Raw genomic sequence first — 25,527 nt, forward strand, 5'->3', positions numbered from 1 at the left:
ATGAACAATAAAACTAGAGAAATAACACTAGTGGCATTATTATCAGTAATAATAGCAATATCAGGAACATTTAAATTACCAGGAATTATACCAGGAACAGAATTTCAAATGTCAGCACCAATTGCTATAGGTATATGTTCTACTTTTGGATTTAAAAGATATATAAGTGCAGGAATAATAGCTAGTATGATAAACCTTATTATGGGAACTCATACAATTTTAAATGTAATAGTAGCTATGACATTTAGAGTAGTAGCAGGTTCACTAATAGGTATTTTAGGTAGCAATATAATAGTAGTATCAACAGCTGGTATAGTAGGTACAGCAGTAGGTAGAGTAGTAATGGCAAGTATTACAGGTACACCATTTAAAGCATTAATTTTATCAGCACTACCCGGGATGATTTACACATTATTGTCTTCATATTTTATATATAAGACAATAGAAAAAATAGTAAAAGTAACACCTTATAAGTCATTTATAAAAAAGTATGATAAAAAAGAAAATGCAGTAGTAAATATTAAAGAAGAATTAGTATAAACCTATAAAAATAAATTAGAAATTAGTAAATCATAAACTAAAATATAAAATGCTATATTTAGAAGTAATATTTTATCTGAATATAGCATTTTAATTATAACTCTAAAATCAGATAAAGGATGATAACAAATGAATTTATATAGTATAAAGATGAGAGGGTCAAAATCGTATAATCATATATCTGGAGCTGAAAGTATAGTAAGTGAAAAAGATTTACAAAATGCAGTTAGTGTTTTAATAAAAAGAGCATTAACTCATTCAAAAGGAAAAAGTGATTTTATTAATATAAAAATAGAAGAGGTTAAAAAAGAAGAATTAAAATACATAGATCCACTTTATGTTACAACTTCAAATACTAAAAATAAAAAAGAAAGCTATGAATTTCTATATAATAATTTATTAAAACTAAATATAAATAGTAAAAACGCTATATATATTATAGATTTATTTAAAAGTATAAAAAATATGAGAGGTGCAGTACTTCTTGATGTTAATAATCTTAAAAGACTAGAAAAAGATAAGTTAAGAGGAATAAGAGCCACTTATATGGATTTTGAAGATTCAAAAGTAGATATGTTAGATAAACAATATGAATGTACTGATAACTTAAATAAAAATGAAAAACTACTTCAAAATACACATTTTATAGAAGCATTATGCCTATCATCTAAGGTATGTAATGCTCCTAATATAATAGGTGAAATGTGTTGTTCTGATGATAAAAATTATACAACAGGATATATAGCAAGTAAAAAATTTGGATATATAAGAGTTAAACATATGAAAGATATAGGTGAGGATAGAGGGGGAAGAATATTTTTATATGACCCTACTATAGATTCTAAATATACACTTGAAGATACTATAAAATATCTTGAAAATACCAAAGTAATAGTTAAAGACAAAGTCATATTTAAATAATAAATAAGGAGATATAATGGATAAAATAAAAGCAAAACTACAACAAATAAAAGAGAATAATCTTTATAGACAGATAAAATATTTAAATAAACCACAAGATAAATATACAACTATAAATAACAAAAAAGTACTTTTAATGTCTTCTAATAATTATCTTGGCCTTTGTAATAATGAAGAGGTTAAAAAAAGCGCAATAGAATCTATTAACAAATATGGATTAGGTTCTGGAGGTTCAAGATTAACTACAGGTAGCTATGATTTACACAAAAAATTAGAAGAAAAAATAGCAAAGTTTAAAGGGTATGAAGATGCAATAATATTTAATACTGGGTATATGGCAAATATAGGAGTAATCTCAGCTATATGTGATGAAGATTATTATATATTTAGTGATGAATTAAACCATGCATCTATAATAGATGGGTGTAGATTATCAAAAGGAAAAACTATAGTATATAAACATAATGATATTAAAGATTTAACTAACAAGATAAATGAAATAAATCCAAAGCATGGAATAATAGTTACTGATAGTATATTTAGTATGGATGGAGATATATGTAAACTAGATGAAATAGTTAAAATAGCTAAAAAACATAACCTTATATCTATAGTAGATGATGCACATGCTACAGGAGTAATAGGAAAAACTAGAAGAGGAAGTAGTGAGTATTTTAATATAAAACCAGATATAACAATAGGGACACTTTCTAAGTCAATAGGAAGTGAAGGAGGATTTGTATGTGCTAATAGTGATATTATTAATTATTTAAGAAATAAATCAAGAAGCTTCATATTCTCAACAGCACTTTCTCCAGCAGTTATAGGAGCATCAATTAAAAGTTTTGAAATTATCGAAAAGAATCCATACTTAGTCAAAAAGCTAAAAGAAAATGTAGAATATCTATGTAAAGGTCTTAAAAATATTGGATTTGATATTAATAGAGAAACACCAATTATACCTATATTAATAGGAGATGAAAAAAAGGCAATAAAAATAAGTGAAAGTTTACTAGAAGAAGGTATACATATACCAGCAATAAGATATCCAACAGTAAAAAAAGGAGAAGCTATACTTAGAGTTACACTAATGGCAACTCATGATTTTTGTGATATAGATTTAGTAATAAATTCTATTAAAAAATTAATATAGTAAGAAAAATAACTATGATATGTTATAATGGATTAAAACGCCTAAGGAGGAAAATATGACAAATAGCCAAAACTTTAAGAGATATCTAAAAGAAAATGACTTAAAAGGATTAAAAACTATAAAAAAAGCAGAACTTCACAATCATTGTGGCTTAGGTATGAAATTTGATAATATACATAGTTATACAAAAGGTAAAATAAAAAGACCTTCTAAAGATATGAAGGGAATAAAAGGATTAGATGATTTTATATTTAATGAATATATGAATCATATAAAAACTAAAGAAGATTTTCTATGGACAATAGAAGCAACTATTAAAGATGCTATAGATGATAATATAGTAATACTTGAAGCTAGTGTAGACTGTCATGATATATTAAGATTTGAAAATGATAAAGATTTTTTTGATTGTATAGGAAGCTTAGTTGATAAGTACAAAGATAAAATAGATTTTAGACCAGAAATAGGTATAGCTAAAAGTATAAGTGATGAAAATCTTGAAAAACTAATACCTAAAATTATAGATAGTAAAGTGTTTAAGTCTATAGATTTATATGGAGATGAAGAAATAGTTGGATTTGATAGATATAAAACATACTATGATTATGCTAAAAAAAATGGACTAAAATTAAAAGTACATGCAGGGGAGTTTTTAGGTGCAGAAAATGTTAAAGAAGCTATAGAAACTCTTAATATAGATGAACTTCAACATGGATTTAGAGCCGTTGAAAGTGATTATGTATTGGACATGATAAAAGAAAGAAATATAAGATTAAACATATGTCCTACTAGTAATATATATCTAGGGGCAGTAGATGATATAAAAAATCATCCAGTTAGAAAAATATATGATAAAGGTATAAATATAAGTATAAACACTGATGATTTAATAGTATTTGATTCCACTGTAAGTGAAGAGTATTTAGTGCTTTATAATAATCATATATTTAATGAAGATGAACTTGATAAAATAAGAATAAATTCTTTAAGATAAATGCCATTTATATGGCATTTTTTTTATAAATATTTAGAGTACATTTATTATAAAGGTAGTTTTAATAAAAAGCATAATTTAAATTACATTTTAGCAAAATAAAAAGTCTTTTATAAAAATTATAGTTTATTAACAAGTAAAATATTTGTATACTGAAATAGTAAGGTAAAAATAATTAAAAATAGTAAAAGGATAGGGGAGTAAGATGAAAAACTATAATAAAACTAAATGGGGTATATGGTCTGTACTTACATTTTCTTTTGTAATAGCTTATTTTCTAAGGTTATCTACGGCAGTTATATCTGATAATTTATCCTTAGAATTAGGATTTAGCAATATAGAAATATCTAATATTGCATCATTTACTTTATATGCATATGCACTTATGCAAATACCAGGGGGAATACTTCTTGATAGATATGGACCTAGAAAAGTATGTAGTATAGGTATGCTTATAGGTGGAATTGGTTCTATATTATTTGGATTTATAGAAGGGATAAAAGTAGCCTATCTATCTAGAGTAATGATAGGTGCGGGAGTATCTGTAACTTTACTTTCTGTGTTAAAGTTTCAAGGGAGTTGGTTTAAAAAAGAAGAGTTTACATCAGCTACAGCTAAGTTTTCTTTTATAGGGTGCTTAGGTGGTGTATTTGCAACATTTCCATTAGTATTTCTAAATGATATTATAGGTTGGAGAAATTCTTTTATATTAATAGGTATTATAGGAGTTTTATGTGGAGTAGTAATATATTTAGTAGTTAGAGATACCCCAAAAGAATATGGATTTAAAGTTGATATAGAAGTTATAGAAGAAGAAAAAGTAAATTTACTTAAAGGATTAAAGTCTGTATTTAGAAATAAAGCAACTTGGTATAATTCTTTAATTATGTTTTCTATGGTTGGTATAACTACCGCGTTTAGTAGTTTGTGGATAGTATCGTATATTACAGATGTTTATGAAGTTAAAAAGAGTGTAGCAGCTTTTATTGCATCATTTTTGACTTATGGTCTTGTATTTGGTGCTTTATTTATGGATTATGTATTTGCTAGAATAAAAACTAATAAATTTAATGTTATAAAATTTGGCAACATAATAAATATATTCATATGGTCTTATATAATACTTATAAGTAATGTCAAGCCACCTATTTTTACTCTTCCAGTATTATTTTTTATAGTGGGAACTATAAATATGAGTCATATACAAGCATTTAATGATGTTCAATATAAAAATGAAGAAAAATACTCAGGATTATCTACTAGCGTTGTAAATACTTGTGAATTTATAGGTAGCGGTATAATAAATTTATTTATAGCTTTTACTATAGATATGAATGCTAGTAATGTAGTACTTGGGTATAAAATAGGATTTGTGATATTTATAGCTATGAATATCATAGCTTTAATATCTGCTAACATGGGTATTAGAGAAGACAAAAAGGATTTAGCTATAAAGGTAAATTAATATTTAATCAAACAAAAACACTAATGTATAGGTAATTATAAATTCTTATACATTAGTGTTTTTTATTATATTAAAAATAATAACTTTATACATTTATTAGACAGTATAGGAATATTGTTTAATAAATAGAAACTTCTCTATTTAATAAAATTATGGAGTTGGTATAATGTTTGAATTATTTGAAAGTTTTACTAATTGGCTATGGACATATCCTGTTTTAGTTATATTAGTAGGTGGTGGTATAGTAATGACTTTCACACTTAAGTTTTTTCAATTTACTAAGTTACCATTTATACTAAAACAGACTTTCGGGAAGATGTTCGCTAAAACTGATGGTGATGGGACTATAAGTCCATTTCAAGCAGCGACTTCAGCGCTTGCATCTACTATAGGAGCATCAAACATAATAGGAGTTCCACTTGCGGTAGCTACTGGAGGCCCTGGAGCTATTTTTTGGATGTGGCTTATAGCATTATTTGGATGCGCCCTTAAGTACTCAGAAATAATACTTGGTATAAAGTATAGGGTGAAAAATGAAGAAGGAGAGTATGTAGGTGGACCAATGTATTATATAAGAGATGGATTAAAATTGCCTTGGCTTGGTAGTTTATTTGCATTTTTCCTAATGATAGAAATAGCTCCTTCAATAGCAACGCAATCAGCATCTTTTGTTCAAAGTGCAGAAACTATAAATATAGCACCTATTGTATCTGGAATATTATTAGTGGCATTTGTAGGTTTTGTAGTATATGGTGGTATAAAAAGAATAGGAAAGATAACAGAAAAGTTAGTTCCTATAATGGCATGTCTATACATAGTTATGGCTTTAATAGTTATTGGTCTTAATTTTACTGAAATACCTAGAGCATTTATGCTAATAATAGAGAGTGCTTTTACACCTGTAGCAGCCTTTGGTGGATTCGCGGGTTCAGCAGTAGCATCTACCATAAAAGCAGGAGCAGCAAGAGGAGCTTATTCAAATGAAGCTGGTATGGGTACATCTACTATAGCACATAGTGCAGCAATAACTGACCATCCTGCAAGACAAGGTTTATGGGGAGTATTTGAAATAATAGTAGCTACATTAATAATATGTACTATGTCAGGATTTTTAGTATTAACAACAGATATATGGACAAAAGTTGGTGCTAGTAAGGCAGCAGCTATGCCAGCTATGGCAATGCAAACTGTATTTGGAAATAGTTTTGGTGGAGGAATGTTAACTATTTGTATGCTTTTATTTGTATTCTCAACTATGATAGTAATAATATTTTACGGAGAAAAACAAGCTGAATATTTATTTGGAAGTAAGTTTGCTAAGGTTATGAGAATAGTTTACTTGGCATTTATAATGGTAGGTGCTTTAGTAGATTTAAGAAGTGTAATTGTATTATTAGACTTTACTTTAGCTGGAGTAATAGTTACTAATATGATAGGAGTTTTACTACTTAGAAAAGAAGTTAAAAAAGAGTCTGATAGCTTTTTTAACAATAAAGAGTTAATGAATAAATAGTTATTATAAATAAGTTTAGATTAAATGTTATTAACTGATTTATTTTTAAATGCATTACTATAATTTTTATATATAAAATTAGGGGGAATTTTTATGTGGTTAAGTAGTGAAGAACTTAAAAGTTTGGCTATTGAGTTAGTAGGTCAAAATAGTGTATCAGGAACTAATAACGAAGAAAATATGGCAAAGTTAGTGTATAAAAAATTATCAGAACTAGACTATTACAAAGAAAATCCAAATCACCTACACTTAGTTCCTTTAAATGATAGCTTAAATAGATATTTTGTGTGTGCACTTATGAAATCTAAAAAGCCGACTAAAAAAACATTACTTACAGTAGCGCATATGGATACAGTAGGAATAGAAGATGCAGGTAATTTAAAGGAATATATACTAAAACCATATGAGTATACTAAAAGATTAAGAGATAATATAGACAATTTAGATGAAGATTCTAAAAAAGATTTATTATCTGGAGAATGGTTATTTGGTAGAGGTATAATGGACATGAAGACAGGTCTTTCTATACAAATGTCTTTAATAGAGTATTTTAGCAAATTAGAGGACTTTGAAGGAAATATAATGTTGCTTGCTGTACCAGATGAAGAAACAAATTCAGAAGGTGCAATAAGTGCCATTCCTTTTGCTAATAAACTATTAGAAAAAGAAAATTTAGAAGCTATAACAGTACTTAATTGTGAACCAGATTTTGCATCTTATCCAGGTGATGACAATAAATATATATATCTAGGGACTTGCGGTAAACTACTTCCAGGTTTTTATGTAGTAGGAAAAGAAACTCACGTTGGAGAAAGTTTATCTGGAATAAATGCTAACTTAATAGCTAGTGAGCTTATAAGTAGATTAGATGTAAATACAGATTTTTGTGAAGACGTAAGCGGTGAAGTTACTATGCCTCCAACTTGTCTAAAATATAAAGACACTAAGGATTTATATAATGTTCAAACTCCAATATCTTCTATAATATATTATAATTTACAAACATTCAAAATGAATCCTAAAGAAGCCATAGATAAATTTAGGGATGTGTGTGAAGAATCTATAAATGAAGCTTATAATAAAGTTAAGAAATATCAAGAAATATACAAAAATAAAAGTAATTTGCCAGTAAAAGACATGGATTTAGATGTTAAAGTTCTTACTTTTGATGAATTTTATAGTCAAGTATTAAAAGATAATGGTGAGGATTTTAAAAGTCACTTAGATGAAATGATAAATATATGGATAGAAGATGAAACTTTAGATGAGAGAGATGTTAGTACAAATATTGTTAAAGAGGTTCATAAGTTTTCAAAAGACAGAAATCCTATGATAATAATATTCTTTGCACCACCATATTATCCGCATGTAGGACTTGATGAGAGCAGAGAATTTGATAAAAAGCTTATCAAAGTAGCTGATAAAATAATAGAAAAAGGCAAGAGAGAGTATAACGTAGATATTAAAAAACAAAAATACTTCCAAGGATTATCTGATTTAAGTTATTTTGCACTACAAGATGCAGATGATGTTATAGACTTTTTAAAACCTAATATGCCTTCACTTGGGTATAAATATAAGTTACCACTAGAAGATATTAAAAAATTAAATCTTCCTGTTATAAACTATGGACCTCATGGAAGAGATCCTCATAAGTTTACTGAAAGAATATTAGTAGACTATTCTTATGAGGTAGCTCCAAAACTTATAAGAGATCTAGTTTATGAGATATTTAATATAAAATAAAACAATAGAAATATAAAAAGCTATCTATTAATGATAGCTTTTTATATAAGCAAATTTATATATAGATGTAATATAAATTTGTTTATATAATTTTAAATTGTAGTAGAATATTAAATATAGACAAATAAAAAATGAGGAGCACATGGTATGGACAAAAGAAAAAAATTTATAATAAGCATCATAGTAGCAGTTTTAATCATAAGTGGCTTTTTTATATTTAATAAGAAAGAAGAAAAAGAAGTTACTATAACCCCTACTAAAAAAGAAGAAAATGTATCAAATAAAACAGAAAGCATAGAATTTTTAGAGGCAGTGGCTGGAATTAAAGCAAATAACGTAGAGATAATAAAAAATCCAGTAGGTATAAAAGGCGAATTTATAGCACCTAAAGAAGCTATTTTAAATGGTGTTAATTATTTTCTAGAAAAAACTAAAAATAATAAAATAAATAAATTAAGCATAAATATAGAAGATGGATATATAAAAGCAAGAGTAAATTATGAAATAATGAAAAATATAACCACTCCAATAGAAGTTAAAGTTATACCATCTTTAAATAAGGATAAAGATTTAGTATTAAATATAGAAGAAGTAAAATTACTTGATTTAAAGATAGCTAATTTTATAGTAGATATGGGATTAAATAGTTTTATAAAAGATTGGTTCCCAAAGGAAAAAGGTATATTAGTAGATTTTAATGAAGGAAATGTGATAGTACATAAAGAAAACTTCAAAGATATAAAATTAGAAAAGATTAAATTAAACTCTAAAGGACTTAATATTGATATGATAATAAACTTAGAAAATATAATGCTAAAAGAGTCAAAATAAAGTTTTGTATTAAGATTATATGAAATATGAAAAGGAGGCGATTATTTGTATAAACAAGGGGCAGTAATTTATTTTTCAGGTACAGGAAATACAGAGTACGTAGCAAAATTATTTAAGGAAAATTTTGAGTTAAGAAATATAAGTATAGATCTTATAGATATACAAAAGCAGAATAAATTAGATAGAGAGTATGATTTTTATATATTTGGTGGGCCAATACATGCTGATATGATACCTGAGATTTTAATAGATTGGATAAAAAATATAAAAGATACAAATAAAAAATGTATAATATATTCAACACTTGCAGATAAAGAAGACAAACAAGGAAGAAAATATCTTGGTAAAGTAGTTAGTAAAAAAGGATTTGAAGTGTTAGTGGATGAAGCTATTTCTATGCCAAATAATTACTATGTAGCTTTCTTTAAAAGAGATAGTGAAGAAGAAATAAAACAAAGCATAGTAAATGCAAAACCAAAGGTAGAGGCTATAGTAAATAAGTTTTTAGAAGAAAATTTAAAAATTATAAACTATAGTAAAAAGGTATTTAGCAGTAAAATAGTTTATGATATGTTTTTACTGTATACTAAAAAATTTCCTAAAAAGAAATTTTCATTGGATAAAGATAAGTGTATAGACTGTAGTATATGTGAAAAAAATTGTCCTACTAATAATATATCTATGAATAATAGGCAATTGACATTTAAAAATCAGTGCATAGGATGTTTAAAGTGTATACATAGATGTCCTACTAATGCTATTTTATACAAAAAACAAAACTTTAAACAATACAATATAAACAAATATATATAATAAAAAAGATATAGAAGCTAGTAAAAGCCTCTATATCTTTTTTATTATATATCACTTATATTTTTAACCTTTTAACTATTTTCAGTGGTTTAATATATAATAAAAATATTGAGTAATTCTAAATTAAACTTTATATTTTTAAAGAAGAAAACAATTGCAAATTTATAGTTAAAAGTTTATCAATTTAGAAGTGAAGTAATCACAATAATAAAAATAAAAGAAAAATTATTTTTTTAAAATCTTCTTATTAATCTTTCGTTTGAATAAAATTTAATCAATTATTCAAAAAAGTCAAAAATTGAAAAGTTATTAAAAATAATTAATGAATTAAATGATTAAAAGATTTAAAAATACTAGTATCAAAATAAAGTAAACACATTGAAAAATGTAGTATTAGTATATGTTAATTTTGAAAAGGCAAATACTTATGCAAAGAAAAAAATATATAAAAATGAAAATTAAAATTAATAAAAAATTAATTTTTAGAAAAATAAAATAAGTTACAAAATAGAAAATATTGTGAAAACACTGCAGAGTATTGTCGAAATAGCTTGTCGAATGTTATAATTTTATCATCCCTTAAGTAATACAGATGAAATTACAAAAGGAATAATCAAAAATAAATATTATGAGGTGCAAAAATGGGAAACAACACAAGTAGTGCAAAGAAACTTACTTTAATGTCATTAATATTAATGATATTTACATCAGTGTTTGGTTTTGCTAACATGCCAAGATCATACTACTTAATGGGATATGGAGCTATACCTTGGTATATACTAAGTGCATTAGTATTCTTCATACCTTATGCATTCATGATGGCAGAATACGGATCATCTTTCAAAAATGAAAGTGGTGGTATGTATTCATGGATGGAAAAATCTGTAGGACCTAAGTATGCATTCATAGGAACATTCATGTGGTATGCTTCTTATATAATATGGATGGTTAACGTATCTTCAGGTATATGGATACCGTTTTCGAATGCCATATTTGGAGCAGATATAACTCAAAGTTGGAGTTTATTTGGATTAAGTTCAACTCAAACTATAGGAATACTTGGTGCTTTATGGATAGTATTTGTTACAGTAGTAGCAAGTAAAGGTGTTGAAAAGATAACAAAGGTTACTTCTATAGGTGGTACATTTGTTGCCTTATTAAACATAGTATTATTAGTTGGAGCATTAGCTGTAGTTATATTTAACGGTGGAGAATTAGCTCAACCAGTAAACAATTTTGCAGATGCATTTTTAACTTCTCCAAACCCTGCTTACCAAAGTCCATTAATGGTATTATCATTTGTTACATTTGCAATATTTGCATTTGGAGGACTTGAAGTTTTAGGAGGATTAGTTGACCAAACTGAAAATGCTGAGAAAACATTCCCTAAAGGTCTTGCTATATCTGCTATAGTTATATCTATAGGATATGCTATTGGTATATTTGCATGTGGTATGTTCACTAACTGGGCTGATATACTATCAGACAAGAGCGTTCACATGGGTAACGTTGCATATGTTTTAATGCAAAACTTAGGATACCAATTAGGACATGCTATGGGAACTACTGATGCTGTAGCTATGCAAATGGGTGCTTGGACAGCTAGATTCGTTGGTTTATCAATGTTCTTAGCATTCATGGGAGCATTCTTCACATTAACATATTCACCACTTAAAACTTTAATATCTGGTTCACCTAAAGAAATATGGCCAGGTAAGTTTGCTGAGATGAAAAATGGTATGCCAGTAAACGCTATGAAAGTTCAAGCTATAATAGTTATAGTTATAATATTAGTAGTAGCATTTGGTGGTAAAGGAGCAGCTGACTTCTTTAATATATTAGTTCTTATGACTAACGTAGCTATGACTATACCATACTTATTCTTATCATCAGCATTCCCAGCTTTCAAGAAAAAGCAATTAAATGGTGAAGTTGATAAAGCATTCGTAGCTTACAAGAAACAAGGTGCTGCAACACTTGCTGCTTGGATAATAGGAATAATGGTTGGATTTGCTAACTTATTCTCAATAGTACAACCTGCAATAGATGGAAAGTTCTTTGATACAATAATGATGATATTAGGACCAACATTATTTGGTTTAATAGCGTTCTTATTATATAGTAGATATGAAAAGAATCATTTAAGCAAAAATAGTACAAAAAAAGCAAGCTAGAATATAACTGATTAGTAAAATAAATTTCATGTTTGAAACTTTTAAAATATAGCTATTTAAGTTTAACTTAAGTAGCTATATTTTTTTGTATATAATTTAAAGAATCATCTAAATTATTAAATGTTTTTCTAGGTATTATAAGTCTTTCTATATTATTGCCAACAGTATAAAAATCAAATATTTTATCTATTCTTATTTCTATAAAATCATCAATATAACTTATATATATACATTTAGTATATTTAAAGTAGGTTTTAATAATTACTGCTTTAGTACTAGTAGTTTTTATTAAGGTATAGTCATATAGATTTAAGTTTTTTTCTAGATAATTTATATAGTCATCCATATAATTCCTCCTTAGAATATATTATAATTAGATTATTGACAAAAGATAAAAAAATAATCTATAAAACATTAAATTATATACTTAAATAGATTAAAATAGCTATTATTAATTTATGTTTCAATAACAAAAAGGTTGATTTGTCCATTTTGCCAATGGTTTTACAAAACTTGTAAAATAAATAACAATTGTGTATGATAAAATTATTAATATGAAATTCATGGAGGGCAAATATGAAATTAGTAGATTTAAACAATTACATATTAAATGATTTTGATAAGAATATCTTCAAAAGAATGACTAAAGATAGTGAAGTAAATTTAAATAATTATGTTTGTAGCGTTATATGTGATTTAGTAAACTTTATACCTATGGGGGAAGAATTAAAAAAAGAAACAAAAGAAAATATAAAAAATTGTGATGAAATAGAATTAGGTGAAATAGCAACTTACACAAGTTTAATACCTTATGTTCAATTAGAACTTAAAGATAATAAAGATGTGGCTATAATTGCTAATAGCTTAGTTGAAAAGCTTATAAGTTATATAGTTGGATACTTAAGCAAAGAAGAGTTTGATAAAAACTTAGAAAATATTCAAGGTATGTTAAATATTTCTTATATGTTTTATGATGGTTTAGTTAAATATTTTACTTTTAATAGGGATTATATAGTAAGTACAATAGATAAAAATATTAAATAATAAAAATGCTGGATAAGGTAATGGGCCTTATCCAGCATTTAATTATTTATTAAGTTTAAAATAAAACATGTTATACAAGAGATCTAAGTTGATTAGTATTTACACATTGATTAAAATAATTATACAAATCTTCTTCTTTCTTGAATAAAGGCAGATTCATATTTTTATGAACTTTTACAAGCCAAGGGATATTTAATCCTACTTCCTCAATAATCTTAGCTTCTTTAAAAACTTCCATACAATTACCTTCAATAACAATACTACCTTTATTTAAAACATATATATAATCACAAATCTCATATATTAAATCCATATCATGACTTGAAATAACTACTTTAATTCCATTATCGCATAAATTTTTTAAAATATTTACTATAGCTTTTGTGCTTTTAGGGTCAAGTCCTGCTGTAGGTTCATCTAAAAGAACCACTTTATTTTCCATAGCTATAACAGAAGCTATAGCTACTCTTTTTTTCTGACCATAACTTAAAAAGTGGACTGGTTTATCTATTAAATCTAAAGCATTGACTAATTTTAATGCATTATGTACTTTTTCTTTTATTTTATCTTCGGGTACACCTATATTTCTTAGTGAAAAAGCAACATCATCATATACTCTTGAATAAAATATTTGCTTATCTGGATCTTGAAATACTATACCTACTTCTTTTCTTAAATTGTACAAATCTTTCTTTTTATATGAAAGTTCTTTATTGTTATAAAATATACTTCCTTCAGAGGGCTTTAATATACCTACTAGATTCATAAATAAAGTAGACTTACCAGAACCATTAGCTCCAATTATCCCAATCATATTTCCTTTTGAAAAATCTAAATTTATATTGTTTATTGCTTTATTTTCTTTTTCATATTTGTATGTTAAATTATTTACCTTAAACATGATAATCTCCTATATATGAAATTTCCCATCATACAACTTCATATCTAAGGTTATACTCATATCTTCATATTTTCTCATCATTCTAAAGAATAAGATTTTTATAAGTAGTGCTGTTGAGTTATAAGAATTTTTTAGATTTATATAACCAAATCTTAATTCTTGAGATTTATAAATATCTTTTATTTCTTCTAAAAATATGAATATGAATCTATATGTCAAAACCATAAGTTCTACTAATGTATCTGGGATATGTAATTTTTTTAATATAATTATTAATTGGTTAAATGGTGTAGTAAGTATTAAAAAATAAATAGATATAACTGAACTTATAGCTCTTAGTAATATATAAATTGAGTTTTTAACTGAAAATAAAGTTGTTCCTATATATAAGTTAAAAACTTTGATGTTAAATATAAAGCTTTGATTTTCTAATGATATATTAATCATATTAAGTATAGTTCCTATAATTAAAAAATATATAGGTATCTTTAAACATTTTATATATAGTTTAATATTAACTTTTGCTATAAAAATGATTAAAATACTTACTATCAACATTACCAAAAAATGAAGCATTATATTATTTGTAATTACAGAAAGAGTTAAAGCTATAAAGCTAATAATTAATTTAACCATAGGATTAGTATTTCTTAAAGCATTTGTATATGCACACTTGTCAATTTCAAGCATTTATTTTTTTTCACCTTTTTTTCTTCCTAGATAATAACCTATAAATCCAGCTCCTATAGCTGCTTGTGTAGAGAATAGTAAGCTTTCTATTTCTCCACTAGGTGGCTCGTATAAGCTACTAAACCAAGGTTTGTAGTCAGGGTTTATCTCTGTTATTAGACCTTCTGCCTCTCCATCAGCACCACCATATTCAGCTGATGAATTTAATAATAAAGGAGTTATTATAAGTATTATGGTTAAAGCTAATAATATTAAATTTTTATTTCTAAGTTTGTTTTTAGTTTTAGAATTTGTACTCATTAATTTCAACTCCTTCTTCATTTTGTGTTATTAAGTTATATACTAAAGTAGTTAATAATCCTTCTGCTATAGCTATTGGTATTTGAGTCGTGAAAAATACTCCTAAAAATTTAACTAAAGACATCATAACTCCTCCACTAGGATCAGGGAAGGCTAGTGCTAATTGAGTTGCTGTTACTGTATATGTAGCTAAATCACCTAAGGCTGCTGCTAAAAATACACTCATTCCAACGTTTACATTTCTTTTTCTACAAAGTTTAAATATAAAATATGATACTATTGGTCCAACTATTGCCATTGAAAATGCATTAGCGCCTAAAGTAGTTAATCCTCCATGTGCAAGTAATAATGCTTGAAATAATAAAGCTATTGTTCCTATTACTGCCATAACAGCTGGTCCAAATAATATTGCACCAAGACCTACTCCTGTAGGATGTGAACAACTACCTGTTAAAGACGGTATTTTTAGTGCTGATAACACAAATACAAAAGCTCCTGCTAAGGCTAATAAAACCTTCTTTTTAGGATCTTGCTTTACTATGGTATTAATAGATTTTAACCCATATATGAAAAATGGAATAAATACTATTGTCCAAAGTATAGACCATTTTGCGGGTAAATATCCTTCCATAATATGCATAGCATTAGCATTTAATGGATTTAAAATGATAAGTAGCACACCTGCTACTAATGATAGTGGTAAAAAATTCATCTTTATACCTCACTTTCAAAGTTTATTAAATTTTTATGTGATAAATTAATGTAAGTATATAATGGGTAAAGACGAAATTTGGTTTGCTTTAACTAGATGTCTAAAATTTATATTATTCATAATCAAAAATTAGATTAGTTTGATTAGATATAGTTAATTTTAAATTAAGTTATCAAAACTATATACATTCAAAATTAAATAGATTTTGTCACGAACTAAAAAATCCTAATCATTGGATTAGGATTTAAATAACTTTCTAATTAATACCTATTTATTAAAAATAAGGTATTATTCTTTATTATTTTCCTTCACCCCGAAGAATATAATTTAAGTATTGTAGGCAGGTCTCCTGGCTTAGCTTCATTTTACTACTTTCCCTTCCCATAATAAATTACAGTGGTTTTGAAAGTTTCATCAGCTTTACAGTAGCGGGGGCTGCAGAGGAATCTAACCTCTTTCCCTATTAATTTTAATTAAAAAAACCTAAAATACAAATTTTTAATTTATCACATATTTATATAATACTACAACTTTTATTATATTCCTCTATTTTTTATAAAAAAATATTAAAAAATTTAATTAAATCTTAAAATATATAGATTTATAAATAATATTTATTTAAAATTTATTGACTAAGTACAAACTAACTGTATAATATGTATATATACAGTATATACATATTATACAGAAAGGAGATAAAATGAACATAATAATTTCAAATGCTTCTGATTTACCCATATATATGCAAATAGTAAATCATATAAAGAAGAACATATTAAGTGGTACTTTAGAAGAAGGAAAAGCTCTACCATCTATAAGAGCATTAGCTAAAGATTTAGGTATAAGTTTTATAACTACTAAAAGAGCTTATGAAGAATTAGAAAAACTAGGACTTATAAACACCGTACCGGGAAAAGGTTGTTACGTATCTTCTTTTAATAAAGAACTAGTATATGAAGCTAAAATGAGAGAGATAGAAGAAAAGTTAGAAGAATCTATAAATCTATCTAAAATGATGGGTTTATCAAAAAGTGAATTAATAGAAATATTAGAGAGTCTATACGAGGGGGAGTAATATGTTAAGACTAGAAAAGGTAAGTAAAGACTTTGATAAATTTAAGTTGGAAGATATATCTTTTGAATTAAAAGAGGGATATATTATGGGACTTATTGGTCATAATGGTAGTGGAAAAACTACTATTATAAAATTAATAATGAATTTACTTAATGTGGATAGTGGAAATATATATTATATGGGAGAAGATATAAATAAAATTTCTAAAAAATTTAAAGAAGAAGTAGGATTTGTATATGATGAATTATATTTTTACGAACATCTTAAGGTTAAAGAATTTAAAAATATAGTTAAAAGTTTTTACAAAAACTTTGAAAATAACAAATTTGATAATTATTTAGAAAAATTTAAAATAGATAAAGACACTAAAATAAAAAACTTATCAAAAGGGCAAAGTATAAAATTAATGCTAGCAAATGCACTAAGTCATAATGCTAAGTTACTAGTACTTGACGAGCCAAGTAGTGGACTTGACCCTATATTTAGAAAAGAAATGATAAGTATAATTCAAGAGGAATTGGAAAGCGGAGATAAATGTGCTATATTTTCGACACATATATTAACTGATTTAGAACAATGTGCAGATTATATAACACTTATAAAAAATGGTAAATTAGTATTAAGTGAAAGTAGTGAATATATAAAAGAAAACTACAAGGTAATAAAAGGAAGTAAAAAAGAATTAGATGATAGTAATATAAATTTTATAAAAAGAGAAGACAAAAATTACTATAGTCAGGGGCTATTTATAGAAAGTGGATACGAAACTACTAATAATATAAGTATAGCAACTATAGAAGATATTATATATTTTATGGGGAGAGATTAAAATGATTAATATTATAAAAAAAGATTTAAGGGCATGTTTTATGACAGATTTTAAAACTATTATAAAGTTAGTAGTAGGGCTTTTTATATTTTCATCTATATTAATGGGATTATCTAGTGTAGCAATTCCATTATTTTTAAGTTATATGTTTATATTTAGAAGCTTTTATTTAGATGAAGCTAATAAATGTGATTATTTTTTTAATAGTATGCCAATAGATAAAGAAGATATAGTGTATAGTAAATATATAGTATCTACATTAATTATAGTATTATCTATATTATTTACTTATTTTTATTCAAAAATATTAAAGCATATATTTTATGCAGACTTAATGAATACTCAAACAATGTTAAGTACTTTAAATATATTACTTATACTAGTATCTGTATCATTTCCTATAATGTTTAAATATGGATACAAAAAATCTTATATACCTATAAATTTAGTAATGGGTATTATACTTGTATTTAGTTTATATATAACACTAAAGCCAAGAGCTGATATACATATAGAGAGACAAGAAAATTTAATTATAAGTGATCCTAAGCTACTTATTATAAGTGGTGTTTGTGTAGTTATTTACATAATATCTATGTATATATCTACTAAAATATACAATAAAAAAGAAGTAGCACTTTAAGGGGGACAATATGAATAAAAAGTTTATAAAAGCAAGTACTATAGTATTAATACCTATAATAGTTTTAATAGTATTTAGTGTATTTTATGTTAAGGATATAAATGATTACTCTTATGATGATTTTGAAGAAAGAATAAAAATAGAATTTAAAAATTATAAAGAAGATAAATATAGCTATATATTAACTATAAAGATAACTAATAATTCAAAAGATATAGCTAGTTTATATGATACAGAGCTTTCATTTGACCATACAGAAAAATTTATGGAAGAATTCGGAGGAATAAGTCCAAGTGATGTAAGAATTGTAGGTCGTGAAGAAGATAGGTTTGAAGAAAATCATAAGATGGGGATAGACCCAGGAAAAAGTAAAGATATAGTATTTAAAATACCAAAGGGACTTAGTTTAGATGAAAAGATATTTGATATAAAGCACCCTATAATAAACTACAATGTAAGTTTTTATAAGTTTAGAACTTCATCAAACTCACTTATGATAGGAAGTGGAAGTGAAGGTGGAAGTAAAACTTTATTCTTAGAGGAGTATTAAAAAAAAGAGTAGGTTATACTAATAAAAAGTATTTAAAAGGATGGTGTTTTATGAATAACTTTTCTATGATGCTTATTGGTATTATACCTATGATTATATGTTTGGTGTTATGGATAATGCTTATATATGCATTATTTTTAGGAATAAAAGCTTTGAAAATATATATAAATAAAAATATTTAATAAAATTTGCTTTAGTTGTTTCATAATGACTTATTATATTGCTTAAAATAGCTATCTGTATAGATAGCTATTTTTTATTCTCTAGGAAAAAATATATATAACTTCAACTATTAATAAATCAATAGAAAAATCAAAGATAGTGCTGACAAGCAATAATGTATAATAAACATCATATAAATATAAAGGGATATAGTGTACTTAAAAAGTAAATCATATAGGAGGGAATATGAAAACTTGTAAAAATTGTAATAATCATTTAGATAAAGACCAAAGATTTTGCAATAAATATGGATATGACACTTTAAAAGATGATCTTAAGAAAAACAATCTAAAAAACATAATAATGATAGTAGTATTTATACTAGTAGTAATAGCTTTAGTAGTATTTTCACTAAAAGATAATATAGTACAAAGTTATTATATAAAAAAGGGTGATAGTGAAAATCAAAGTAAAGCTATAAACTACTACATAAAAGCCCTAGATGCAAAATATTCTGATGAAGTAGTACAAAAGCTAAAAAGTAAAATAGAGGAAAGTGAAAATTCAGAAATGGAACTTAGTAAGTTAAAAGGTATAGTTAAAAAAGATGACTTAAATAACATGTATCTCAATTTATACATTCAAAAAGCTAAGGAAAATTTTAATAAAGAAAATTACAAAACTACAAGAAAGTATTTAGATCTAGCTAAAGATTATAATTATGATATAGAAACTTTTGAGTACTATGAAGACTTAGTAGCTATAGAAAATGAAGCGAGTGAAAGAGAAAAAGAAGAAAAGCTGGCTAAGGCTAAAGAAGAAACTAAAGAAAAAGAAACTGTATATATAGTAGAAAATAATCATTTTGCCTATAATTATGATAGCACTTATGGAAATGATGAGAGTTATTTTATAATACCTGATAGTCATATAAGATACTTAAGTAAGGAAGAATTATTAAATTATAATAAAAGTCAGCTTGGATATATAAGGAATGAGATATTTGCAAGGTATGGATATATATTTAAAAATGATGTATACAATAACTATTTTAACTCTATGCCTTGGTATTACCCAGATAGTACTTTTTCTGGAAATATAGAAGATTTAAATGATATAGAAAGGTATAATATAGAACTTATAAAAAGTTTAGAATAAAAAATATAGTTAATTATTACTTAATAGTAGAACTATTTATTACAAATATTTATATTTTCATATAAGAAATAAAATATTTAATATAAATATAAAGAGTAAGCTAGGTTATTTATTATATAACTTAACTTACTCTTTTATTATAAACTTATAAACTAAGCTTTTGTTTTAGTTTCTATATTTTCTTCATCTAATTTCTTAGTTTTTAATAAACATATAGCACCAACTACTATAAAGAAGAACCCTCCAATAATGCCAACAGGAGCGGGACCTATAAACATATTAGGATTAGGTATAGATAAGAATATAACGCCCGCTGATGCAAAACCATTTAAACTACCATGAGCAAAAGTAGCTGGAATACAGCTTTTAGTTTTTATAGTTATATAATTAAATATAGCACCAGTCATTATGCAAAATACAACCATAGCAAATATTCCTATAAATGGAGCACCAATATATCCTACACCATAGTTATGTCCCATAGCTATCATAGGCGCGTGCCATATACCCCAAATAACACCAGCTATTAAACTAGATTTAAAGTAACTATTATTTTCTATTAATTTAGGTAACAAATATCCTCTCCAACCTAACTCTTCTCCAAGACAAGGGATAAAGTTTAATATAGGTGATAAAAAAATACCAACAAATAATTGGATAATCATAGCAGATTTAAGCTCTAAATCACTTGGAAGTGCTTGACCTAGTGATTGTAACTGAAGCTTAAGATTTTCCACTCCATTATTCATGCTTAAATCAAGATGAGATGGAAAGATTATAAAGTATAAAGCTGAACCTAGTATAATTAAAATTACAGGTGAAAAATATCCTATAAAGTAGTACTTTATATTTTTTTTGAAGTTTGGCTTTATCCAAATTTCTTTAAAACTAGATTTTGTAATTAAAGTTGTAATCAATACAGATAAGGCAGGCATCATCATGCAAAGTATCAGACCGATAGATGCAAAAGGTCCAGTTAGCCCCCCACTTTTAAATATTATAAATGTTATTGACCAAGTTAGAAAAAAAGTTATTAATAAAAATATGTTTACCTTTTTCATTTTAAAAACCCCTTTATAATTATTGTTTTGTAAATTTTATTAAGTGATGATAGCTTATAAGTTTTATTATATAGTTATATTAAATTATGCTAATTTTATAAATTATTTTAGTGAATTGTTAATTATGAAGAGCATTAGAGTTTAAGCTTTAAGGATATAATATATCCTTAAAGCTATTAGTTATACTGCAAGTAATGCAATTAATATCAGTATAAATGGAAGTATAAAAAATATTTTACCTTTTAAATGACCGATATTTATAGTCCATCCAACACCAAATCTTTTGTTCACAAATAATGATGGGTCATTAGGATTATTGTAAAAAGTCCCCCATATCCATAAATCATCTTCATCGTCAATAGAATATACGGCGTCCTTAGATTTAACTGGTGATTTATAGTATATATAAGTTAAGTATATAGATGATAGTATAATTAATATAGTACAAACTATCATTATAGCTTGATTTATATCACCAGAGTGAGCTATAGCTATTATTATATTTATAAATAAAATTTGAGTAAGAGCATTTAGTATAAAAAATGCTAAACCACTTTGATTTAAAAATCTAAGGTTTGCTTTTTTACTATTTTCAAAATCTTTGCTAGATAGCTTTATACGAGATTTTAAAGAATAGACAGCTGAGATATATATTATAATTGATATACCAACTTGCATACTTATCATTCCAAATACACTCATAAATGATTTTTCAGTAAAACCATCAGCCTTTCCATTAAATCCCCAGTGGATAGGAATTATATCAGCCATAGAGTTGTATTTAGTTAAAGCATAAATACCAACAATGAAAACTATAATCATAGGTATAGTATATAATATAGAGTATTTTTTTATGATTCTATTTTTTTCATTTAAAAAGTCAGTATCTAATATAATATTAGTTTTTTCTAATTCTATATCATCAACCGTTGACATTAACCTTCCTTTTAAGGCCTTTACTTTATTATAAACATCTATATATATTACAAATTCATATATAGCAAATCCTAGAATAGGAATTATAGAAGATCCTACATAGTTTTTAAGAACATATATCATAAATAAGCAAAGTAAAACGGATGCTATAAATCCCAGAGTCAATAAACCTTTAAATCTCTTATCTAATCTCTTAAATTCATCTTTAGTAAAATAATAACTATTTAAGCTAACTCCATAAAATTGTCTTTTACCACTTAAAGCTTGTGTAAAATAAGTAAGTACATATACTAATGCTAAAATAGGTAAATTAATAATTAAAGCCAAAGTATCATTCATAGTCTTTCACCTCATATTTATCAAATAATTTATTACTATATTCTAAAAACTCCTCACGAGAAATACCCAAAAGATAACTCTGTGCCACTAATAAATCTAAATTTGATTTTATATTCTTGTCATTAGCATCATTTTTCAGTAGAGGAAGGGAATTTACAACAGCTCCTTTTCTTCTATCTATATTTATGTAACCCTCATCTTTTAGTAAATTATATGCCTTATTTGCTGTGTGTAGATTAACTCCAATTTCACTAGCCATATTTCTGACAGATGGAAGTGATTCATTTATTTTTAAATCACCACTAGCAATTGATTTTATTATTTGTTCCCTTATTTGGGTATATATAGGAACCTCGCTATTAAAATCTAAATCTAAAAGCATATTGCACCTCCTAATCTATAAATTCTATCTGTTATATATATTATATAACAGATAGGTAGAATGTTACAACTAAAATAAACTTATTTAATACAATTTATTAAAAAAGTTTAAGAGATTTTAAAAAAATTAGACGTAGTATATAGTATATAGGGGAGGATATATATGGAAAAAAGAATGATTAAGAAAATAAAAAGAAAAGACCCAAAAGGTTTAGATTATATAATTGATACTTATAGTAGTAGGGTTTATTTTTTAGTAAATAAAATAATAGGCTTTTATGGTAAAGAAGAAGTGGAAGAGTGTGTAAGTGATGTATTTTATAAGGTGTGGGAAAGCATAAATGAATTTGATGAAGAGAGAGGAGATTTTAGCAAATTTATATATATGAAAACTAAATACTTAGCACTAGACTATAAAAGAAGATTGGAAAAAAGCAAGTTACATAATAATTTAGAAAAAGATATATCAAATGGTATAAGTATAGAACATATAGTTCTTGATAGAGAAAGTAGTGAGGAAATAGTAAAAGTTATAAATAGTTTTAAAGAACCTGATAAAACTTACTTTTATCTTAAATATTTTATGTATTATAAGATTGATGACATAGCTAATAAATACAAAACCACGAGGGCATCAGTAGAAAATAGACTATATAGATGTAGGTTAAAAATAAAAGAAATGTTAGAGAGGAGGTATTAATATGAAAGATAAGTATACACAAAAATTAATTGAAGGTATTGATAATATAGATAAATTAGATTTTAAATTTGATGACTTCAATGAAGATATAAAATTAGATGAAAAAGATATAGAAAATATAAAGAAAAAAACCTATGATAAAATAGGAAAATCTAATTTAAAAAAATACAAAAATAAAAAAATAAGAACTTTAGTAGCATCTATATCATTAATATTAATAATAGGAACTCCTACAATAAGAGCATTAGTGGACCATCTATATAAGTATGATATTTCTAGTGGAAAAATAATAAAAAGTGAAGAAGCTGTATATATCCTAAAAGAACCTATAACTAAAAAAGTAGGTGATGGAAATATAACAATAGATAGCTTTTATATAGATACAAAAGAAAAAAAGATAATAATAAATGAAACTGCAAAAAATATAAGGGGATTTGAATATATTAAAAGTGGGTTAATGGTAAATAACAAAGATATAATGAAAGATACTTATACAAAGTTAGATGAAAATACTTGGACAAAGCATACAGGAACATATCTTAATAATAAGTACAATAAAAATGATAAGGTTAAATACATTATAAAATTAAGAGATAAAAATGATAATATAACTAAAGTTGAATTTGATATAGACTTAATAGAAGAAAAATCAGTTGAAGAATACAATAAAAATGTCCCGAAAGATACTAAAAATGATATAACACTAAGTGCCTTAACTACTCAGGAAAATAATAATTTATATGTAGATTTTATGGCGATACCTAAAAATGAAAACATGAATTTTGAAGTAGATAACTATGGGAATGATATAAATAAAAATATAGGTAGTGGCATATATTTAATAGATTCTAATGGGAAAAAGATAGAAGGAGAATATGTTCTAGAAGGTATTAGTAACAATAGATTTAAATTTAATACTAAAGAATTAGAAAAGCCTTATAAGATAGAAGTAAGTAGTATTGATATAGGTATTAATAGAGAGGGACAAAAGCTTAAAAGTACAAAGGTAAAATTACCGAAGCTAAAAGTTAATGAGAAGTTAGAAATTTATAAAACTATAGATATCAAAGATAAAAATAATGAGTTAACATTTAAAAACAGCAAAGTAATAATCGAAAGTGTAGAAAGGAAAATACTAAACAAAGAAGATGTTTATAATATAAAGATTGCTTATCCAGATAACAAAGATAATAATGTGAAGCTAAATTATATAAGTATAGATCCTATACCGAGTATATTGGGTGGATTTAAATCTAATTTTGTTAGTTCATCACAAGATGCCATAAAAGATGGGATGTATGGAAATATTGATATATATATGAGTAATAAAGATATAAATAAACCTAGAGGTACGGAATTTAATATGTCACCATCTGATTATACAGTAAATGGACCTTGGGTAATAAATTTAAGTGATTAGAAAAATAACTCTATGAATTATAATAAGATGGGGTATATACCCTGTCTTTTTAGATTAAATAAGTATAATTACAAAAATATTCAGAAAATATTTCTTGGGAAATTTATATTAATTATTTAAACATAAATCAATATCACTTGCACTTGTTTTTAAATGCGCAAATTTTTATAGTATTTACTGTATTTATGAGGATAACATGATAGAATTATTTTATCAACTCCATTATATATTTGGTAAATTGTATCTATGGATTTATTAGACTCAGTATAATAAAGAGACAGTATTACTATAAGTTTATTTACAATTATAAGTATATACTTCAAGTGAACTTTTTATATATTCAACACTTGCTTTCTTAATATTTTTATTTTACTTCCTACGCCTATATATACTTATCATATAAAGCTTTGACGAGTATCAAAAAAATGTTATATAGAGAATTAATAATTTAAATAAAGTAAAATGTTATGGTGAAG

The 25,527-nt window shown here is 25.4% G+C and carries 27 protein-coding genes and 1 riboswitch; of the genes, 19 read left to right on the forward strand and 8 right to left on the reverse strand.

All coding sequences use genetic code 11. From position 1 onward, the window contains the following. The 10 genes from I2H23_RS03455 to yjeM all read left to right on the forward strand — a co-directional run bounded on the left by I2H23_RS03455 (position 1) and on the right by yjeM (position 12,150). Entirely contained in the window at positions 1-540 is a 540-nt protein-coding gene (locus I2H23_RS03455) for a hypothetical protein (protein WP_195581081.1), read from the forward strand. Positions 541-669: 129 nt separating this feature from the next. Further along, positions 670-1,461, forward strand: coding sequence for a 6-carboxyhexanoate--CoA ligase (locus I2H23_RS03460; RefSeq protein ID WP_195581082.1), 792 nt, complete (start codon positions 670-672; stop codon positions 1,459-1,461). Positions 1,462-1,477: 16 nt separating this feature from the next. Beyond that, positions 1,478-2,614: an 8-amino-7-oxononanoate synthase gene (gene bioF / locus I2H23_RS03465; RefSeq protein WP_195581083.1), complete on the forward strand. Its 1,137-nt coding sequence runs from the start codon at positions 1,478-1,480 to the stop codon at positions 2,612-2,614. A 55-nt stretch (positions 2,615-2,669) separates the two neighbouring features. Beyond that, positions 2,670-3,608, forward strand: coding sequence for a hypothetical protein (locus I2H23_RS03470; protein ID WP_092926088.1), 939 nt, complete (start codon positions 2,670-2,672; stop codon positions 3,606-3,608). A 205-nt stretch (positions 3,609-3,813) separates the two neighbouring features. Beyond that, entirely contained in the window at positions 3,814-5,073 is a 1,260-nt protein-coding gene (locus tag I2H23_RS03475; protein ID WP_092926086.1) for an MFS transporter, read from the forward strand. Between the two features lie 166 nt (positions 5,074-5,239). Next, the gene (locus I2H23_RS03480; RefSeq protein ID WP_195581084.1) at positions 5,240-6,586 is read left to right on the forward strand and encodes an alanine/glycine:cation symporter family protein; all 1,347 of its coding nucleotides are present in this window, start codon (positions 5,240-5,242) and stop codon (positions 6,584-6,586) included. A gap of 93 nt (positions 6,587-6,679) precedes the next feature. Further along, positions 6,680-8,332 carry a M20/M25/M40 family metallo-hydrolase gene (locus I2H23_RS03485; RefSeq protein ID WP_092926082.1) on the forward strand — a complete coding sequence of 551 codons (1,653 nt, stop codon included), beginning with the start codon at positions 6,680-6,682 and terminating at the stop codon, positions 8,330-8,332. Between the two features lie 147 nt (positions 8,333-8,479). After that, entirely contained in the window at positions 8,480-9,163 is a 684-nt protein-coding gene (locus I2H23_RS03490; protein ID WP_195581085.1) for a hypothetical protein, read from the forward strand. A gap of 45 nt (positions 9,164-9,208) precedes the next feature. Continuing rightward, positions 9,209-9,976 (forward strand): EFR1 family ferrodoxin, encoded by a 768-nt coding sequence (locus I2H23_RS03495; RefSeq protein ID WP_092926078.1) that lies wholly within the window; start codon positions 9,209-9,211, stop codon positions 9,974-9,976. Between the two features lie 641 nt (positions 9,977-10,617). Then, positions 10,618-12,150, forward strand: coding sequence for a glutamate/gamma-aminobutyrate family transporter YjeM (gene yjeM, locus I2H23_RS03500; protein ID WP_092926076.1), 1,533 nt, complete (start codon positions 10,618-10,620; stop codon positions 12,148-12,150). A gap of 67 nt (positions 12,151-12,217) precedes the next feature. Here the strand turns inward: yjeM and I2H23_RS03505 are convergent, their stop codons facing one another. Then, positions 12,218-12,496 carry a hypothetical protein gene (locus I2H23_RS03505; RefSeq protein WP_092926074.1) on the reverse strand — a complete coding sequence of 93 codons (279 nt, stop codon included), beginning with the start codon at positions 12,494-12,496 and terminating at the stop codon, positions 12,218-12,220. A 230-nt stretch (positions 12,497-12,726) separates the two neighbouring features. On the opposite strand from I2H23_RS03505, the gene I2H23_RS03510 reads away from it, so the two are divergent. After that, positions 12,727-13,194 carry a hypothetical protein gene (locus I2H23_RS03510; RefSeq protein ID WP_195581086.1) on the forward strand — a complete coding sequence of 156 codons (468 nt, stop codon included), beginning with the start codon at positions 12,727-12,729 and terminating at the stop codon, positions 13,192-13,194. 70 nt (positions 13,195-13,264) lie between these two features. Here I2H23_RS03510 and I2H23_RS03515 read toward each other — a convergent pair whose 3' ends face one another. From I2H23_RS03515 to I2H23_RS03530, 4 genes are read right to left on the reverse strand one after another with little or no spacing between them, the layout of a single operon-like run. Next, positions 13,265-14,095, reverse strand: a complete 831-nt coding sequence (locus tag I2H23_RS03515; protein WP_195581087.1) for an energy-coupling factor ABC transporter ATP-binding protein — start codon at positions 14,093-14,095, stop codon at positions 13,265-13,267. A gap of 9 nt (positions 14,096-14,104) precedes the next feature. Further along, positions 14,105-14,785, reverse strand: coding sequence for a cobalt ECF transporter T component CbiQ (cbiQ, locus tag I2H23_RS03520; RefSeq protein WP_195581088.1), 681 nt, complete (start codon positions 14,783-14,785; stop codon positions 14,105-14,107). Further along, positions 14,786-15,085 (reverse strand): energy-coupling factor ABC transporter substrate-binding protein, encoded by a 300-nt coding sequence (locus I2H23_RS03525; protein WP_092926066.1) that lies wholly within the window; start codon positions 15,083-15,085, stop codon positions 14,786-14,788. Further along, positions 15,069-15,797, reverse strand: coding sequence for an energy-coupling factor ABC transporter permease (locus I2H23_RS03530; protein ID WP_141664387.1), 729 nt, complete (start codon positions 15,795-15,797; stop codon positions 15,069-15,071). Before I2H23_RS03530 ends, I2H23_RS03525 begins: the two co-directional genes overlap by 17 nt. Positions 15,798-16,119: 322 nt before the next feature. Further along, a riboswitch (cobalamin riboswitch) is annotated at positions 16,120-16,299 on the reverse strand. A 198-nt stretch (positions 16,300-16,497) separates the two neighbouring features. Here I2H23_RS03530 and I2H23_RS03535 point away from each other — a divergent pair. The 6 genes from I2H23_RS03535 to I2H23_RS03555 all read left to right on the forward strand — a co-directional run bounded on the left by I2H23_RS03535 (position 16,498) and on the right by I2H23_RS03555 (position 20,214). Further along, on the forward strand, positions 16,498-16,872 hold the full coding sequence (locus tag I2H23_RS03535; protein WP_166505326.1) for a GntR family transcriptional regulator: 375 nt from the start codon (positions 16,498-16,500) through the stop codon (positions 16,870-16,872). A gap of 1 nt (position 16,873) precedes the next feature. Further along, the gene (locus I2H23_RS03540) at positions 16,874-17,701 is read left to right on the forward strand and encodes an ABC transporter ATP-binding protein (protein ID WP_166505327.1); all 828 of its coding nucleotides are present in this window, start codon (positions 16,874-16,876) and stop codon (positions 17,699-17,701) included. Between the two features lies 1 nt (position 17,702). After that, positions 17,703-18,344 carry an ABC-2 transporter permease gene (locus I2H23_RS03545; RefSeq protein ID WP_195581089.1) on the forward strand — a complete coding sequence of 214 codons (642 nt, stop codon included), beginning with the start codon at positions 17,703-17,705 and terminating at the stop codon, positions 18,342-18,344. 10 nt (positions 18,345-18,354) lie between these two features. Then, positions 18,355-18,894 carry a hypothetical protein gene (locus I2H23_RS03550; RefSeq protein ID WP_195581090.1) on the forward strand — a complete coding sequence of 180 codons (540 nt, stop codon included), beginning with the start codon at positions 18,355-18,357 and terminating at the stop codon, positions 18,892-18,894. A 50-nt stretch (positions 18,895-18,944) separates the two neighbouring features. Further along, positions 18,945-19,076, forward strand: coding sequence for a hypothetical protein (locus tag I2H23_RS15435; RefSeq protein ID WP_271932849.1), 132 nt, complete (start codon positions 18,945-18,947; stop codon positions 19,074-19,076). A 226-nt stretch (positions 19,077-19,302) separates the two neighbouring features. Continuing rightward, entirely contained in the window at positions 19,303-20,214 is a 912-nt protein-coding gene (locus I2H23_RS03555) for a YARHG domain-containing protein (protein ID WP_195581091.1), read from the forward strand. Positions 20,215-20,366: 152 nt separating this feature from the next. On the opposite strand, the gene I2H23_RS03560 is transcribed toward I2H23_RS03555, so the two are convergent. From I2H23_RS03560 to I2H23_RS03570, 3 genes are all read right to left on the reverse strand, one after another. Next, positions 20,367-21,275 carry a CPBP family intramembrane glutamic endopeptidase gene (locus I2H23_RS03560; RefSeq protein WP_166505331.1) on the reverse strand — a complete coding sequence of 303 codons (909 nt, stop codon included), beginning with the start codon at positions 21,273-21,275 and terminating at the stop codon, positions 20,367-20,369. 180 nt (positions 21,276-21,455) lie between these two features. Then, positions 21,456-22,550, reverse strand: a complete 1,095-nt coding sequence (locus I2H23_RS03565; protein ID WP_195581092.1) for a DUF5808 domain-containing protein — start codon at positions 22,548-22,550, stop codon at positions 21,456-21,458. Then, positions 22,543-22,932, reverse strand: a complete 390-nt coding sequence (locus tag I2H23_RS03570; protein ID WP_195581093.1) for a GntR family transcriptional regulator — start codon at positions 22,930-22,932, stop codon at positions 22,543-22,545. Before I2H23_RS03570 ends, I2H23_RS03565 begins: the two co-directional genes overlap by 8 nt. 162 nt (positions 22,933-23,094) lie before the next feature. On the opposite strand from I2H23_RS03570, the gene I2H23_RS03575 reads away from it, so the two are divergent. Next, a complete protein-coding gene (locus I2H23_RS03575; RefSeq protein WP_195581094.1) occupies positions 23,095-23,631 on the forward strand; it encodes a sigma-70 family RNA polymerase sigma factor in 537 nt (178 codons plus the stop codon). Between the two features lies 1 nt (position 23,632). Beyond that, positions 23,633-25,051 carry a hypothetical protein gene (locus I2H23_RS03580; protein ID WP_195581095.1) on the forward strand — a complete coding sequence of 473 codons (1,419 nt, stop codon included), beginning with the start codon at positions 23,633-23,635 and terminating at the stop codon, positions 25,049-25,051. Positions 25,052-25,527 lie beyond the last annotated feature (476 nt).

Origin of the sequence: Romboutsia sp. BSD2780061687b_171204_C1 (assembly GCF_015560225.1) — a bacterium.
In the GTDB taxonomy this organism is placed as follows: domain Bacteria; phylum Bacillota; class Clostridia; order Peptostreptococcales; family Peptostreptococcaceae; genus Romboutsia_C; species Romboutsia_C hominis.

Coding starts and splice junctions, on each gene's coding strand:
- I2H23_RS03455 (WP_195581081.1), top strand. CDS start 1: ATGAACAATAAAACTAGAGAAATAACACTAGTGGCATTATTATCAGTA.
- I2H23_RS03460 (WP_195581082.1), top strand. CDS start 670: ATGAATTTATATAGTATAAAGATGAGAGGGTCAAAATCGTATAATCAT.
- bioF (WP_195581083.1), top strand. CDS start 1,478: ATGGATAAAATAAAAGCAAAACTACAACAAATAAAAGAGAATAATCTT.
- I2H23_RS03470 (WP_092926088.1), top strand. CDS start 2,670: ATGACAAATAGCCAAAACTTTAAGAGATATCTAAAAGAAAATGACTTA.
- I2H23_RS03475 (WP_092926086.1), top strand. CDS start 3,814: ATGAAAAACTATAATAAAACTAAATGGGGTATATGGTCTGTACTTACA.
- I2H23_RS03480 (WP_195581084.1), top strand. CDS start 5,240: ATGTTTGAATTATTTGAAAGTTTTACTAATTGGCTATGGACATATCCT.
- I2H23_RS03485 (WP_092926082.1), top strand. CDS start 6,680: ATGTGGTTAAGTAGTGAAGAACTTAAAAGTTTGGCTATTGAGTTAGTA.
- I2H23_RS03490 (WP_195581085.1), top strand. CDS start 8,480: ATGGACAAAAGAAAAAAATTTATAATAAGCATCATAGTAGCAGTTTTA.
- yjeM (WP_092926076.1), top strand. CDS start 10,618: ATGGGAAACAACACAAGTAGTGCAAAGAAACTTACTTTAATGTCATTA.
- I2H23_RS03505 (WP_092926074.1), bottom strand. CDS start 12,496: ATGGATGACTATATAAATTATCTAGAAAAAAACTTAAATCTATATGAC.
- I2H23_RS03510 (WP_195581086.1), top strand. CDS start 12,727: ATGAAATTAGTAGATTTAAACAATTACATATTAAATGATTTTGATAAG.
- I2H23_RS03515 (WP_195581087.1), bottom strand. CDS start 14,095: ATGTTTAAGGTAAATAATTTAACATACAAATATGAAAAAGAAAATAAA.
- cbiQ (WP_195581088.1), bottom strand. CDS start 14,785: ATGCTTGAAATTGACAAGTGTGCATATACAAATGCTTTAAGAAATACT.
- I2H23_RS03525 (WP_092926066.1), bottom strand. CDS start 15,085: ATGAGTACAAATTCTAAAACTAAAAACAAACTTAGAAATAAAAATTTA.
- I2H23_RS03530 (WP_141664387.1), bottom strand. CDS start 15,797: ATGAATTTTTTACCACTATCATTAGTAGCAGGTGTGCTACTTATCATT.
- I2H23_RS03535 (WP_166505326.1), top strand. CDS start 16,498: ATGAACATAATAATTTCAAATGCTTCTGATTTACCCATATATATGCAA.
- I2H23_RS03540 (WP_166505327.1), top strand. CDS start 16,874: ATGTTAAGACTAGAAAAGGTAAGTAAAGACTTTGATAAATTTAAGTTG.
- I2H23_RS03545 (WP_195581089.1), top strand. CDS start 17,703: ATGATTAATATTATAAAAAAAGATTTAAGGGCATGTTTTATGACAGAT.
- I2H23_RS03550 (WP_195581090.1), top strand. CDS start 18,355: ATGAATAAAAAGTTTATAAAAGCAAGTACTATAGTATTAATACCTATA.
- I2H23_RS15435 (WP_271932849.1), top strand. CDS start 18,945: ATGAATAACTTTTCTATGATGCTTATTGGTATTATACCTATGATTATA.
- I2H23_RS03555 (WP_195581091.1), top strand. CDS start 19,303: ATGAAAACTTGTAAAAATTGTAATAATCATTTAGATAAAGACCAAAGA.
- I2H23_RS03560 (WP_166505331.1), bottom strand. CDS start 21,275: ATGAAAAAGGTAAACATATTTTTATTAATAACTTTTTTTCTAACTTGG.
- I2H23_RS03565 (WP_195581092.1), bottom strand. CDS start 22,550: ATGAATGATACTTTGGCTTTAATTATTAATTTACCTATTTTAGCATTA.
- I2H23_RS03570 (WP_195581093.1), bottom strand. CDS start 22,932: ATGCTTTTAGATTTAGATTTTAATAGCGAGGTTCCTATATATACCCAA.
- I2H23_RS03575 (WP_195581094.1), top strand. CDS start 23,095: ATGGAAAAAAGAATGATTAAGAAAATAAAAAGAAAAGACCCAAAAGGT.
- I2H23_RS03580 (WP_195581095.1), top strand. CDS start 23,633: ATGAAAGATAAGTATACACAAAAATTAATTGAAGGTATTGATAATATA.